At 62.4% G+C, this 14,057-nt stretch carries 8 protein-coding genes and 1 pseudogene; 4 read left to right on the top strand and 5 right to left on the bottom strand.

All coding sequences use genetic code 11. The annotated features are described in order from the left end of the window. From GIV35_RS21905 to GIV35_RS21895, 3 genes and pseudogenes are all read right to left on the bottom strand, one after another. Positions 1 to 1,044: pseudogene (locus GIV35_RS21905) on the bottom strand (type IV secretion protein Rhs); the annotation flags it as partial. A 128-nt stretch (positions 1,045 to 1,172) separates the two neighbouring features. Then, positions 1,173 to 4,247, bottom strand: a complete 3,075-nt coding sequence (locus GIV35_RS21900; RefSeq protein WP_223024465.1) for an efflux RND transporter permease subunit — start codon at positions 4,245 to 4,247, stop codon at positions 1,173 to 1,175. A gap of 2 nt (positions 4,248 to 4,249) precedes the next feature. Continuing rightward, positions 4,250 to 5,353 (bottom strand): efflux RND transporter periplasmic adaptor subunit, encoded by a 1,104-nt coding sequence (locus tag GIV35_RS21895; protein WP_198716255.1) that lies wholly within the window; start codon positions 5,351 to 5,353, stop codon positions 4,250 to 4,252. Positions 5,354 to 5,665: 312 nt separating this feature from the next. On the opposite strand from GIV35_RS21895, the gene GIV35_RS21890 reads away from it, so the two are divergent. The 3 genes from GIV35_RS21890 (at position 5,666) to GIV35_RS21880 (ending at position 8,675) form a co-directional block, all read left to right on the top strand. Next, on the top strand, positions 5,666 to 6,532 hold the full coding sequence (locus GIV35_RS21890; protein WP_105226600.1) for a pirin family protein: 867 nt from the start codon (positions 5,666 to 5,668) through the stop codon (positions 6,530 to 6,532). Positions 6,533 to 6,698: 166 nt separating this feature from the next. Next, positions 6,699 to 8,144, top strand: a complete 1,446-nt coding sequence (locus GIV35_RS21885) for a mechanosensitive ion channel family protein (RefSeq protein ID WP_236304650.1) — start codon at positions 6,699 to 6,701, stop codon at positions 8,142 to 8,144. 93 nt (positions 8,145 to 8,237) lie between these two features. After that, on the top strand, positions 8,238 to 8,675 hold the full coding sequence (locus GIV35_RS21880; RefSeq protein ID WP_057014381.1) for a carboxymuconolactone decarboxylase family protein: 438 nt from the start codon (positions 8,238 to 8,240) through the stop codon (positions 8,673 to 8,675). A gap of 128 nt (positions 8,676 to 8,803) precedes the next feature. Here the strand turns inward: GIV35_RS21880 and GIV35_RS21875 are convergent, their stop codons facing one another. Beyond that, positions 8,804 to 10,966: a TonB-dependent siderophore receptor gene (locus GIV35_RS21875; RefSeq protein ID WP_236304481.1), complete on the bottom strand. Its 2,163-nt coding sequence runs from the start codon at positions 10,964 to 10,966 to the stop codon at positions 8,804 to 8,806. A gap of 191 nt (positions 10,967 to 11,157) precedes the next feature. On the opposite strand from GIV35_RS21875, the gene GIV35_RS21870 reads away from it, so the two are divergent. Then, complete coding sequence (locus GIV35_RS21870) at positions 11,158 to 11,937, top strand: acetoin reductase (RefSeq protein WP_034125782.1); 780 nt, start codon at positions 11,158 to 11,160, stop codon at positions 11,935 to 11,937. A 42-nt stretch (positions 11,938 to 11,979) separates the two neighbouring features. Here the strand turns inward: GIV35_RS21870 and GIV35_RS21865 are convergent, their stop codons facing one another. Then, complete coding sequence (locus GIV35_RS21865; protein WP_105226603.1) at positions 11,980 to 13,842, bottom strand: sigma-54-dependent Fis family transcriptional regulator; 1,863 nt, start codon at positions 13,840 to 13,842, stop codon at positions 11,980 to 11,982. Positions 13,843 to 14,057: the final 215 nt, after the last annotated feature.

The following is a 14,057-nucleotide window of genomic DNA, read 5'->3' as shown; positions in this document are numbered from 1 at the left end:
TCCCACCACCCCGCGAACCGCCACCGCTTTGTAGCGGTCCACCGCCCGCATGAACGTTGTGAGGATCGTCAGCACACCGGTCACGAAACCCACGGCTGACTGAAGAATCCCTGCGCCGTACTTGACCAGGCGCATACTCAAATACGCCACGCCCGCTGCCGGCAGCGCGATGGTCAACACCACGCCAATCACCAGGTCAATCAGCAGCGATACCATAAAACCGGCGGCCGCTTGCGCAACTTCACTAGGCGGTAACGCCTCCAGCCAGATCATGGCGGTGCGCAGTAACAGGTACAGTGCCGCCTCATCACTGGCCAGCAACATCGCCTGTTCCATGACCTTGGGCGCATCGGTGGCGATTTGCGCCAACTTCGCCGCCTCGCTACCCAGTTGCTCGACGAACTTGAGCGGGTCTTCAAGAATCGCCTGCACCTGCTTGATGCTGTCCCACACCTCCGTGATCGCTGCCCAACTGCCGGCGAGCACGCCGTTGCCTATTGCGCTGGCGGGGGATTGCTGCCAATGCGGCTTGAAGCCTTGCCACTGCTCGCGCAGCCATTGCTCCAGATCCGCAGTCAGCCCGGCATAGGAAGCAAACAAGGCATCGACTTGCTGCGCTGAAACACCGCCCTGAACCCTTACCTGATAGCGCCCGCCGGCGGCGCATTCGTGGAAACCGTCGCCGTGCTCGTCGAGCAGGATGACCCTGGAGCTGCCGTCATCCAGCCCGATCACTTCAACCGGAATATTGCCGATCGGCACGTCGTACGCTGACTCGAACCTGCTCTGGATCTTCAGCACACCCCCTGCCGGACAGCGGGCCACGGTGGAAAAGTCTGCATCGCCAAGACCGACCGACTGCTGTGCATCCCCAACCCGCAACACCCGATCCATACCCAGCAACGAAGGCATGTCCTCTGCATGACTGACCGTATCCAGCGCACGCGAATACCAGGCGCCCATCTGCTGGCGGTACTCCACCAGGCTCTGATGGAAACCATCCAGCTCGTGTTCGATAAAGGTAATGTGGGCTGCTTGGGTCATACGCGGCGGCTCCCCAAGGGGGGCGGCCAGGTAACCAAGGCACTAACAGGAAAAACCATCTGCAATCCCTCGCACTGTTTGATCAGGCGAGGGACTTTGCAGCGGTGGAAAGCGGAGGGGAGTAGAGCTTATCCGGCAGTTACGTGGGACGTTTCAGCAACCTTGTCGCGCAGTACCAGGCTGCACAGCGCCGGCAGGAACAACAGCGTCAACACCGTGCCCACCAGCACACCGCCAATCAGCACATAAGCCAGCGACGACCAGAACACTGAGAGCGTCAACGGAATAAACGCCAGCGCCGCCGCCAGTGCGGTCAGGATCACCGGGCGGGCACGCCGCACGGTGGCTTCGATAATGGCCTCGCGAATCGCCATGCCGTGGTCCTGGTTCTGGCGGATCTGGTCGGTGAAGATCAGCGTATTGCGCATCAGAATGCCGCCGATGCCAATCAGGCCCAGGATCGCGTTAAAACCGAACGGCTGGTTGAACAGCAACAAAGTCGGCACTGCACCAATCAGGCCCAACGGCGCGGTAGCGAACACCATGAACATCACGCCGAACGAGCGCACCTGGAACATGATCACCGTGAGGGTCAGCAGGATCATGATCGGAAACAGCGCCGCCAGGGCCACGTTGGCCTTGGCGCTTTCCTCAACGGGGCCGCCGATGTCGATTTTGTAACCGCTGGGCAGCTTGGCGATCAGCGGTTGCAGGTCTTTGTACACCGCCATTTCCACATCGGGCGGTTGTACGCCGTCGATGATGTCGGCGCGTACCTCCACGGTGGTGGCGCGGTCGCGGCGCTTGAGGATCGGTTCTTCCATCACCGCCTTGAAATGCCCGACCTGGGCCAGCGGCACCGACGTACCGGCGCTGTTGGTCAGTGTCATGTTGTTGAGGTTGGCCAGGTCTTCGCGTTGGCTGCCTTGGGCGCGGGCCACCACTGAGACGGTGCGGTTGCCTTCGCGAACTTCGGTGATCGGGTTGCCGCTGAGCAGGGCGTTGAGTTGGGACTTGACCTCGTCGGGGGTAAAACCCAGCAAGCGCAAGCGATCCTGGTCCAGTACCAGGCGATAACCGCTGGCACGCTCGCCCCATTCCAGGAAGGTGTCTCTGGTCAGCGTGTTGCCGGCCACAACCTGACGCACGTCTTCAGACAGCCCGCGCAGCACATTCAGGTCGGGCCCCGAGACGCGAAACACCACCGGGAACGGCACCGGCGGGCCGAAGACGAGCTGCGTGACCCGTACCCGCGCCGACGGAAATTCGCCTGCCGCAATGCGCTCGCGCATCCGCAGTTTCAGCGCGTCGCGGGCGTGGGAATCCGGGGTTTGCACGATCAGCTTGGCGAACGCAGGGTCGGGCATTTCAGGGTTCAACGACAGGAAAAACCGCGGTGCACCGCCGCCCACATAGGTGTCGACCATACTGGTCTGCGGCTCTTGCAACAGCGCCTTCTCCACCTGCGCCGCCACGGCTTCGGTGCTTTTGAACGCACTGCCGGGTGGCATATACACTTCCAGAATCAGTTCCGAGCGGTCGGAATCCGGGAAGAATTGTTTCTTCACCACCGCCATACCCAGGCCGCACACCACGAACGCGGCCACCACCAGCCCGGTCACCAGCCAGCGCCCGCGCACGCAGGCCTCCACCAGGCTGCGCAGTTTCTGGTAGTAGCGCCCGGCATAAATCGCATCATGCCCGCCGGGCACTGGCTTGATCTGCGGCAACAACTTCACGCCCAGGTAAGGCGTGAACACCACGGCCACCAGCCAGGATGAAATCAGGGCGAAACCCACGATCCAGAAGATATTGCCGGCGTATTCACCCGCCCCGGAGCGCGCAAACCCAACCGGCAGAAAACCGATGATGGTGACCAGGGTGCCGGTCAGCATCGGCGCTGCTGTGGAACTCCAGGCGTAGGTGGCCGCGTGGATGCGGTCAAAGCCTTCTTCGAGTTTGACCACCATCATCTCGATGGCAATGATCGCGTCGTCCACCAACAGGCCCAGGGAGATGATCAATGCGCCGAGGGTCACGCGATCGAATTCACGGCCGGTGACCAGCATGATCACGAACACGATCGACAGCGTAAGCGGCACGGCCGCCGCCACCACCAGCCCCACGCGAAAGCCCAGGGCCAATAGGCTGATCAGCATCACCACCGCCAGGGCCACGAAGAATTTGAGCATGAACTCGTTGACCGCCAGGCTGATGTTTTTCGCCTGGTCGGAGACTTTGGCGAAGTTCACGCCCAGGGGCAGGTCGGCCTGGATTCTGGCTTCCTGGGCCTGCAGGCTCTTGTCCAGTTCCAGGCCGTTCCAGTGCTTCTCCATGATCACGCCCAGCATCAACGCCGGGTCGCCCTGATGGCGGATGCGATAACTGGGCGGGTCTTCATAACCCCGGCTCACGGTGGCCACATCGGCGATGCGCAATACGCGGCCATTGACTTGCAGGGGCACGTTTTCGATCAGCGCGAGGCTGTCGAACGCGCCGTCGATGCGGATATAAGCGCGGGCGCCTGCCGTTTCGACGAAGCCTGAGGGCGCCACGGCATTTTGTGCGGCGAGGGCGGCGAAGATCTGTTCGGGCTTGATGCCCAGGGTTGCCAGGCGCTCATAGGAAAACTCTACAAACACGCGCTGGGCCTGCTCGCCAAGGATATTGACCTTCTTCACCCCTGGCAGGTTGAGCAAACCCTGGCGCAGCTCCTCGGCCATTTGCACTTGTTGGCGATGGGGCAGGTGTTCGGCTTCCAGGGCGTACAAGGCAAAGTACACGTCGGAATATTCATCGTTGAAAAAAGGCCCGATCACGCCCTTGGGCATGCGCGTGGCTTCGTCGCTGAGTTTTTTGCGGGTCTGGTAGAACAGCGCCTGAATCTCGCTCGGGCGTGTGGACTCCAGGAAGGTCATGCGCATCGACACGAAGCCTGGCTGGGCGATGGTCTCGACGCGGTCGTAGTAGTCCAGTTCCTGCAGGCGCTTTTCCAGGCGGTCGGCTACTTGCTCCTGCATCTCCTGGGCGGTGGCGCCGGGCCAGGCGGCGGTGATGGTCATGACCTTGACGGTAAACGAAGGGTCTTCGGCGCGCCCCAGCTTACCGAACGCGAAGACCCCGGCGACGAGGATCGCAATCAGCAAGAACAAGGTGACGGCGCGGTGCTTGACGGCCAGTTCGGAGAGGTTGATCCCGCGCATACTCATTGATCCTGCTGACGGTTGAGGGCCAGCGCCTGGGCGGGCAGCAAGCGCACCGTATCGCCGCTGTGCAGCAGGTGAGCGCCGAGGGCGACGATGGTTTGGCCGGGTGTTACGCCGCTGTCGAGCAAGGCGTCTTCCTGGCCGAGGCTGGCGACCTTCACCGGGGCGAAGCTGATCTTTTGATCATCGCCAATCAGCCAGACGCCCGTGCCTTGCCCCGCATCCTGCAAGGCGCCAATCGGCACGCGGGTTTGCAGGGGCTGGCCGTTGCCTTGCAGGCGCACGGTGATGGTGGAGCCGAGGGCGAAACGCTCGACCGAACCCTGCAGCACGTAACGTGCGCGGTAGGTGCGGGTGACCGGGTCGGCGCTGGCGGACAGTTCGCGCAGGGTGGCGGTCACGGCCTGGTCCGCTGCGCCAAAGGGCAACGCCAGGGCTTTTTGCGCAGCCAGGTCACGCCGGTTCTCCGGCAGGTTGACGATGGCTTCGCGGGCGCCGTCATGGGCCAGGCGCGCCACGATTTGCCCTTCGGCCACCACTTGGCCGCGATCGGCCAGCACGTCGGTGATGATGCCGTCGCCATCGGCCTTGAGTACCGAATAAGTGCGACGGTTTTCGATCTGGCTGGCATCCGATTGCGCCGCGGCCAGTTCGGCCTGGGCGACGCGCAGGTTGGTGGCCGACTGGTCGAAGATCTGCCGCGACACCGCGCCGGTGCTGGCCAGGCGCTGGTAACGGTTTTCATCGTCACGGCGCTGGCGCAGTTGGGCCTGGGCGGCGTTGACGCGGTTCTTGGCCGAGCGCAGCGCCAGTTCGAAGTCGCCGATGTCCAGCACCAACAGGGTGTCACCACGGGAGACGTGCTGGCCGGGGTCGACCTTGCGCTCGATCACCTTGCCGCTGACCCGAAAGCCCAGGTTGCTTTCAGTGCGTGCGGCCACCACGCCGGTGTAGGCACTTTGCTGGGTGCCGGCGGCTTCGACCTTGGCGGCGAGTACCGGGCGCGGCACTGGCACCTGGGCGGTATCGGCCTTGCTGTTGCAGCCATTGAGGAACATCAACAGGGCCAGGGGCGTGAGAAGACGCAGGGGGAGAGGGGGCATGGCGAACTCCAGGGTGACCATAGTTCAAAAAATTACGGCCGTAATTTTCTGCTTATATTATGGTTGAAATATAAATTAATCCAGCCCTCGGATAATCCAGGTCAGTCAGGCGCAGGTCCCCGTGTGGGAGCGGGCTTGCTCGCGAAGAGGCCGGGTCAGCAATATTGGTGCTGACTGACCCATCGCTTTCGCGAGCAAGCCCGCTCCCACAGGTTAAAGCAGCGTTCTATATGTAGAACGATCAGGGCCAATTTTGCCGTCTAGTGCTCAGAGGTGAGGCGAATTAAGCTGTACTCACTTTGGAGGTACACCATGAAAAAGCTGATTGGTATCTACACCAGCCCCCGCGCCCACTGGGTCGGTGACGGCTTCCCGGTACGCACGCTGTTTTCTTACGACACCATGGGCAAGCACATCAGCCCATTCCTGTTGCTGGATCACGCAGGTCCAGCCGAATTCACCCCGACTGAACAACGTCGCGGCGTTGGCCAGCATCCGCATCGCGGTTTTGAAACCGTGACCATCGTCTACGACGGCGAAGTCGAGCACCGCGATTCCACCGGTGCCGGCGGCAAAATCGGCCCGGGCGATGTGCAATGGATGACCGCAGCCAAAGGGATCCTGCACGAAGAGTTTCACTCCCAAGACTTCGCCCGTAGTGGCGGCGCACTGGAGATGGTGCAACTGTGGGTCAACCTGCCGGCCAAGGACAAAATGGCGGATGCCGGTTACCAGACCATCGTCGATGGCGACATTCCGGTGCTGCCATTGGCAAACGACGCCGGTCACCTGCGCCTGATTGCCGGGGAATTTGCCGGTACTCAAGGCCCGGCCCGCACCTTCACGCCGATAGACGTATGGGACTTGCGCCTCAACGCCGGTAAAGCGGTCACGCTGGACCTGCACGCCGGGCGTAACACCGCCTTGGTGGTGCTCAGCGGCACGTTGTTGATCAACGGCGACGAGGTCGCACGCCAGGGGCAATTGGCGCTGTTCGAGCGCGACGGTAAGCAACTGACCCTGGAGTCCAACGACGACGCCAAGGTGCTGCTGCTCAGCGGCGAACCCATCGACGAGCCCATCGTCGGCCACGGTCCGTTCGTGATGAACACCGAGCAGGAGATTCACCAGGCATTTGCCGACTTCCAGTCGGGCAAATTCGGGCAGATGCACGCCTGACAGTTCACCGCAGCCGCCTGTGGGAGCTGGCTTGCCTGCGATAGCATCACCCTGGTGTAGCTGATACACCGCGGTGTTTGCATCGCAGGCAAGCCAGCTCCTACATTTTGTTTCCAGGGTTCTGATTTCATGCGATCTTCTCGGCATTCGCCCTGGAGTCGCCTGGATGCCCTCATTTATCGCTGATCACCCGATGCTGTGCGCCGTGGCGTTGATCCTGATCGACATCGCCGTGTGGCGCCTTATTTCCCCCAACCTGGCCAACTGGAAACTCGCAGGGCGGCTGGTGATTTTCGCGGTGTTCAGTGCCGTGCTGTTCAACGACGGCATGAACCCCATGCAAGCGGCGCCCTATGCCGATGACACCACCTTGCACCTGGCTGCCACGGCGTTGCAGATCGGCTGGTGGTTGTTCGCCGCGCGCACGCTCACGGTGTTGCTCGGCGCGGTGATGATGCAGCGGGTCGGCCATACCGGGCGTTTGTTGCAGGACCTGATGGGCGCAGTGATTTTCCTGATCGCGATCATCGCCGCCATGGCCTACGTGCTCGACCTGCCGGTCAAGGGCGTGCTGGCCACCTCCGGTGCCGTGGCGATCATCGTCGGCCTGGCCTTGCAAAGCACCCTGAGCGATGTGTTTTCCGGGATCGTCCTCAATACCACCAAGCCTTACCAGATCGATGACTGGATCTCCATCGACGGCACCGAAGGCCGCGTCACCGACATCGACTGGCGCGCCACGCGCCTGCAAACCTCCCAGGGCAGCCTGGCGGTGATCCCCAACTCCCTGGCGGCCAAGGCCAAGATCATCAACTTCTCGCGCCCGGCGGACATGTTCGGCCTGGCGGTCAGCCTGCAAGTCAGCCCCCATGCGCGCCCGCAAACCGTGATCGAAGCGCTGGAGCGTGCGATGCAGGGCTGCCGGCCGTTGCTGGCCCAGCCGGCGCCCAGCGTCGCGTTCAAGGCGTCCACCGGCAGTGGCGTGGAATATGAGATCAGCGGCTTCGTGCCGGCCATGGGCCTCAAGCGCGAAACCCGCAACCAGCTTTACGACCTGGCCTACCGGCATTTGCAGGCGGCGGGCGTGGGGCTGTTGTCCGCCACCGAAGGCAGCACGCCGCCTGCGGTGTCTGGCGCCCGGGCATTGCTGGAGCGCTCGTCGATCTTCTCCACTTTGCGTCAGGAAGAAAAAGACACCTTCAGCCAGAACATGACCCTGCACACCTACCGCGCCGGTGAGATGATCCTGGCGGCGGGGGAGGTGAGCGATCACCTGTTCATCATCGAGTCCGGCGTGGTCTCGGTGCTGTTGATCAAGGACGGGCACAAGTTCGAGGCTGGGCGCATGGGCCCTGGGGAGGTGATCGGTGAGTCCGGCATCCTCTCCGACCAGGCGGCGCTGGCGGATTTTTCGGCCAAGACCTACTGCACGCTCTACCGCATCGAAAATGAATACCTCAAGCCGTGCCTGGACGCCCGGCATGATATCGGCGAAGCCATGAAGGCGCTGCTGGACTTCCGCCGCCATGCCGCCCAGGCCCTGACCGAAGACGCGCCCGTGGTACCGGTCAAGAAGGGCTTCATCCAATGGCTGAGGAACCGTGGCCTGTAGATTGGTCACCTGTTCTTCGCCCGGATTGGCTATTTCTCCAGAACGCTGCGCTGACTACTCTGCGCACCTATCCCAACGTTCTGGAGTTTCACCATGCAAACCCGTACCGATTTCTACACCGCTTCCCCAGACGCCATGAAAGCCATGCTCGCCCTGGAAGCGGCGGTCGGCAAACTCTCCATCGAATTGCCGCTGTTGGAACTGGTGCGCCTGCGCGTCTCGCAAATCAACGGCTGCGCGTTCTGCCTGGACATGCACACCGCCGATGCACGCAAGGGCGGCGAAACCGAGCGGCGCCTGTACACCGTGTCGGCCTGGCGTGAAACCCCGTTCTTCACGCCGCGCGAGCGTGCTGCCCTGGCCTGGGCCGAAAGCCTGACCTTGCTCAGCCAGACCCACGCCCCCGACGAAGACTTCAACGCCCTGGCTGCGGAGTTCAGCCCACAGGAACAAGTCGACCTGAGCGTCGCCATCGCCACCATCAACAGCTGGAACCGCCTGGCGGTGGGCTTTCGCAAGATGCCCAAGTAACGATCGGAGAGTTGCTGCTTTTTGTGGCGAGGGAGCTTGCTCCCGCTCTACAGCGAAGCTGGAGCCGGTTTTTTGGGGGCGCTTCGCACCCCAGCGGGAGCAAGCTCCCTCGCCACAGAGTCGGAGGTTCAGAAATTTACTGAAGCACTCAGGCGCGCCGTCAACGGTGCGCCCTGGAACAGGTAGTCATCGCCCATATACTCGCCCGCGTCGCGCCAGTAGCGCTTGTCGAACAGGTTATCGACGCTCAGGCGAAACACGGTCTCGTAGCCATCGACCTTCGTGGTGTAGCGGCTACCGACGTTGACCACCGCGTAGTCGCCCACTTCTACGTTGCCGGTGCGATTGGCAGACTTCTTGGCGCTGTATTGCACGCCGCCCAATACCGCCAGGCCGTTGACCCAGGGCAGGGCATAGTCGGCGTACACGCTGGCGCGCAGCTTGGGCACGTTGATTGCCTGGTGGCCTTCGTATTCCGGCGTGCCGCTGCCGCTCACCCGCGCTCGGATCGCGGCCACGCTGGTGGCGATCTGCAGACGGTCGGTGGCCCAGCCGTTGGCGGACAATTCAATGCCGGTGTTTTTTTGCTGGCCCTGCTGCACGTAGTTGAACGTGTCACCTTCGGGCTTGGCGTACTGGTAAGCCTGGCGCGTCTGGAACACGGCGGCGGTGAAGCTGATACGGCGCCAGTCGTATTTCACCCCGGCTTCGATCTGGCGCGAGACGGTGGGAGCGAGTGTTTCATCGGCATTGTTTGCAAACCACGGCGCGGTGCCGCCCAGGGACAGGCCCTTGCTGTAGCTGGTGTACAGCGAAACGTTGTCCACCGGCTTGTAGATCAACGAGGCCTGGGGCAGGAACACGTACTGTTGGGTATGGCGCGTCTGGTTGCCGGTGACGCTGTCGAAGGCTTTTTCGTCCAGGCGCACTTCACGGCCGCCGAGGATGGTTTGCCAGTGCTCGTTGAAGCGGATGCGGTCGGTGACGAACAGCCCGTACTGGCGGCTGTCGAGGTTGCGGTGGCTGTCGTTCAACGGCTTGTCGGTCGGGGGAAAGCCCGGCACCTCTTCGTTGATATTGGCGGTGCCGATGAATTCGTTGACCGACTTGCGTTTGTCGATCACCCGGCGAAACGCGCTGCTGCCAAAGGTCAGTTCATGGCCGATGCCGGCGGTGTCGAAGAGGCCGGTCATGGCCACCTGAATTTCGTCGTCGCGGCGAGTGTCGTCCGGGCTGCGGTAGTCGTAGACGTCGTAGTTGCCTTCGGGGCTGAAGTAGTTCGGCACGCTTGCGGAACTGCAACTGGCCGAACCATAGCAACCCCAGGCAAACGAACTGTAGTCATCAATCACCACCTTGCTACGCGCTGCGCTGACACTGCCTTTCCACTGATCGCTGAAACGGTATTCAAACTTGCCGTTGAGGTTCAGCGAATCAATCCCCACCTGCTTGCCGCCCGTCTGGTGCCCCAACAGCTTCTTCGGTGAAGCGCCGTGGGGCACTTCGGTGCCGCCCAGCAGTTGATAACCTGGCACCGAGCGCTGTTGTTTGTTCTGGTATTCGGCGTCCAGTTGCAGCACGGCGTCGGGGCTGATGTTCCAGTCAAAGGCCAGGGACACGAAATCGCGCTGGCCGTTGGCGTGTTCCACATAGGAGTTGAGGTCTTCATGGGCGACGTTGGCGCGCAGGCCGAACTGCTGCTCGCTGCCAAACCAGCCGCCGACATCGGTGGCGATGTAACCACTGCCGCGATCATCGGTGGACACCGTCACCGAGCGCACATCCTGGGGGCGTTTGGTCACGTAGTTGATCACGCCACTGGGCTCGGAAATGCCGCTCTGCAAACCCGCCAGGCCTTTGAGCACTTCCACCTGCTGCTTGTTTTCCAACGCGACGTTCTGCTCGCCGGTGATGGTGCGCCCGTTGATCTTGTAACTGCTGGCTGCATTCAGCGAGAAGCCGCGCACCACGAAGTTTTCGTAATAACCGATAGGCGCATAACTGTCGCCAACCGAGGCATCGTTGCGCAGCACTTCACTGAGCAAGCGTGCCTGCTGGTCCTTGATCAGCGCGGCGTTGATCACGGTGATCGAGGCGGGGGTGTCCAACAGCGGCGCTTCATCAAAGCCGCCCACCGACGCGGTTTCACTGCGGTAGCCCGACTCATCCTGGCCCTGGACCTTTACCGTCGGCAACTCGATCTCGGCGGCCAGGCTGCTGCCGATGCCGCCACTGAGCAACAGGCCGAGGGCGAAACGTGAAGTGACGACGGGGCGAAAACGCAAAACCATGGGTAAAGGCCTTAAAGCGCTGGGCGGGGGGCGCCTAAGCTAGGCATAAGCGCGGCCTTTTACAAGCTTTCGCGCAAGGTTCGCACGGCGAGACAACCCGTCTCAGCTGCGATGCCGATCCTGTTGCGGCTCGACAGCCAGGCGCCGGCTTGCGATAGACAAGGCTCCCCTCATCGTTTCAGGAGATTGTCATGGGTATCGCAGGTAAAGTCGCGCTGGTCACCGGCGCCGGGCAGGGCATAGGCCGGGCTATTGCCATGCGCCTTGCACAGGACGGCGCCGATGTCGCGTTGGTGGACATTGACGGCGCCAAGCTCAACGCCGTGGCCGCCGAAATCGTCGCCACCGGCCGCAAAGCCTCTGTGTTCATCGCTGATGTATCCAGGCGCGAACAGGTGACGGCTGCGGTCGAGCATGCCCACCAGACGCTGGGCGGATTCGACATCATCGTCAATAACGCCGGAGTGGCGCAGATCGACTCATTGCTCGATGTCAGCCCGCAGCAGGTCGAGCGCACCCTGGATATCAACGTCAAGGGCGTGCTTTGGGGGATCCAGGCGGCCGCCAACATGTTCAAGGCGCTCAAGCAGAAGGGCAAAATCATCAATGCTTGTTCAATCGCAGGGCATGAAGGCTTTGCGCTGTTAGGAGTCTACTCGGCGAGCAAATTCGCGGTGCGCGCCTTGACCCAGGCGGCGGCCAAGGAACTGGCGAGCGCGGGGATCACGGTAAACGCCTATTGCCCCGGCGTGGTGGGCACCGATATGTGGGTTGAGATCGACAAGCGCATGGCCGAGATTACCGGGGCGCAGGTGGGGGCAACCTACAAGCAGTACGTGGATGGGATTGCCTTGGGCCGTGCGCAAACGCCGGAGGATGTGGCGGGGTTTGTGGCATTTCTGGCAGGCCCGGACGCAGACTATATGACCGGGCAGGCGCCGTTGATCGACGGTGGCCTGGTCTACCGCTGACAGCGTGGGTCGACTCGCCTGCGTGGGAGTCGACCCCTTGTATCAGTGGGTTTTGCCGGGCATATCAATACCCAGCTGGTTCACGCGTCGGTACAGGGTTGCCCTTGAAATCCCCAGGGCCTGTGCCGCAGGTGAGGGTTTCCAGCGATGGCGAATCAACGCATCCAGAACCATTTGACGCTCGGGGCTGGCGCTCTGTTCGGCCAGCCCTTGAGGCTGCTCGCCCCGGATATCAATCGGCAAATCCGCCACTTGCAGCGTAGTGCCTTCGCACACCGCATAGGCGTACGCCAGCACATGCCGCAGTTGCCGCACATTGCCCGGCCACGCATAACCCAGCAGCAATTGCAGTGCGGCCTGGCCGATGCCCAACGACACGCCACTGTTACGCGCCTCTTGCTCCAACAGCCGATTGATCAGGGCCAGCTTATCGGTGCGTTCGCGCAACGGTGGCAGGCAGAAGCGCGCACAACCCAGGCGAAAGTACAGGTCTTCCCGGAATCGGCCCGCGCTGACCAGCGCCGCTAAATCGCGGTGGCTGGCGCAGATCACCTGAATATTCACCACACGGGTTTTCGCTGCGCCCAACGGCGCGACTTCACCCTCGGCCAGCACCCGCAGCAACCGTGTCTGCAACGCCAGCGGCATATCGCCGATTTCGTCGAGGAACAACGTACCGCCGTCGGCTTGCAGTAGCAGCCCGCTCATGCCTTTGCTGGACGCTCCGGTGAAGGCGCCGGGCGAATAGCCGAACAGCTCGCTTTCAATCAGGCTTTCCGGAATCGCCGCGCAGTTCACCGCCACAAACGGCCCGTCCCGGCGCGTGCTGTGCTCATGCAACTGGCGGGCGAAGACTTCTTTGCCGACGCCGGTTTCACCTTGCACCAGCACGGGCAGGTTGCGGTCCTTGACCCGCGCAGCCAGGCGCAGGTGCTCCTGGATCCGCGGGTCGACTTGAGTCTCTGGCAGCGCCCGAACCGAGGGGCGTCGGGGTGCATTGACCCTCACGTGTACCGCGTCGGGCTTGCCCAGCCAGTGCAACTGCCGGGTTGACTGATCAGTGGCTGCACGCAATGCATCCACGTCGAACACTTCGCCGATATGCTCAGGCAACTGGCCAAAGCGCAAGCGCAGGGCTTGACGCGCCTTGCTGTTCAAGGCGTGCAGACGTCCGTCCTGGTCCCAGGCCAGCAGCAGGTCGGGTTGGCTGTCGACAAAGCCTGGAGTGCTATGGGCTTGTAACACCCAGTGCTGCCGGGCGCTGTGCATGAAAAAAGCGTTTTCGATGGCCTGGGCGCTCTGCGCCACCATCTGCCGTATCAGGTGCTGGCTGCCGCGGTCATCCGGCGACTTGAGCGCCGAGACATCCAACACGCCCAGCAGGTGGCCCTGCGGGTCGAAGATGGGCGCAGCCGAACACGTCAGGCCGATAAACGCTGCGCGAAAGTGATCACGCTTGTGCACCGTCACCGCTGTTTTACTGGTCAGCACCGTGGCCACGCCGCAGGTGCCTTCCTCGGCTTCCGACCAGCAGGTGCCCAGGTAAAGGCCGGCCTTGCGGCAGTCGGTGCGAATGTTCGCATCGACACGGTGATCAATGGTCTGGCCCTGGGCGTCGGTGAGCATCACGCAGTAGTCGGCATGGCGCACGCGGTGGTGCAACTGCGCGACTTCTTCGCCGGCGATGCGCATGAACAGCTCGGCGCGCTCGCGGCATTCCTTGAGCAAGGGTTCGCTGAGGATGCGTGGACCTTGCAGGGAGCCGGGGTCCAGGCGGTGTTGCTCCATGGACCGCCGCCACGAATCGAAGATCAGCGACGGCACGGGCGCCTGGGGCAGGCGCTCGGCATTGCGGACCACGCGGCTGACACAGTCGACATGCTCCCTGGAGTTCATGGCGAGCATAAAGCCTCCGGTTCTCAAGCTTTGTTGTTATGCGCGTCATTAAGCGCGCATGTGCGCCCACGGACAAGGGCACCTTGACCAACGCCTGCATTGAGACGCTGCGTCTCATGCCGCTGAGACTCAAGGGTCGAACTGCGTGGTTGCGTCTCACATTTAGCCGACCACTTACCTGGGCATCGCTGTGTGGCACGGCTCTGGATCAAGGCTTTGCCAGG

The organism is Pseudomonas sp. PA-1-6B (assembly GCF_021609545.1).
GTDB lineage: Bacteria > Pseudomonadota > Gammaproteobacteria > Pseudomonadales > Pseudomonadaceae > Aquipseudomonas > Aquipseudomonas fluorescens_BV.
The sequence above is the reverse complement of the archived record's forward strand: the minus strand, read 5'-3'. Positions and strand labels throughout refer to the sequence as shown.

Coding starts and splice junctions, on each gene's coding strand:
- GIV35_RS21900 (WP_223024465.1), bottom strand. CDS start 4,247: ATGCGCGGGATCAACCTCTCCGAACTGGCCGTCAAGCACCGCGCCGTC.
- GIV35_RS21895 (WP_198716255.1), bottom strand. CDS start 5,353: ATGCCCCCTCTCCCCCTGCGTCTTCTCACGCCCCTGGCCCTGTTGATG.
- GIV35_RS21890 (WP_105226600.1), top strand. CDS start 5,666: ATGAAAAAGCTGATTGGTATCTACACCAGCCCCCGCGCCCACTGGGTC.
- GIV35_RS21885 (WP_236304650.1), top strand. CDS start 6,699: ATGCCCTCATTTATCGCTGATCACCCGATGCTGTGCGCCGTGGCGTTG.
- GIV35_RS21880 (WP_057014381.1), top strand. CDS start 8,238: ATGCAAACCCGTACCGATTTCTACACCGCTTCCCCAGACGCCATGAAA.
- GIV35_RS21875 (WP_236304481.1), bottom strand. CDS start 10,966: ATGGTTTTGCGTTTTCGCCCCGTCGTCACTTCACGTTTCGCCCTCGGC.
- GIV35_RS21870 (WP_034125782.1), top strand. CDS start 11,158: ATGGGTATCGCAGGTAAAGTCGCGCTGGTCACCGGCGCCGGGCAGGGC.
- GIV35_RS21865 (WP_105226603.1), bottom strand. CDS start 13,842: ATGCTCGCCATGAACTCCAGGGAGCATGTCGACTGTGTCAGCCGCGTG.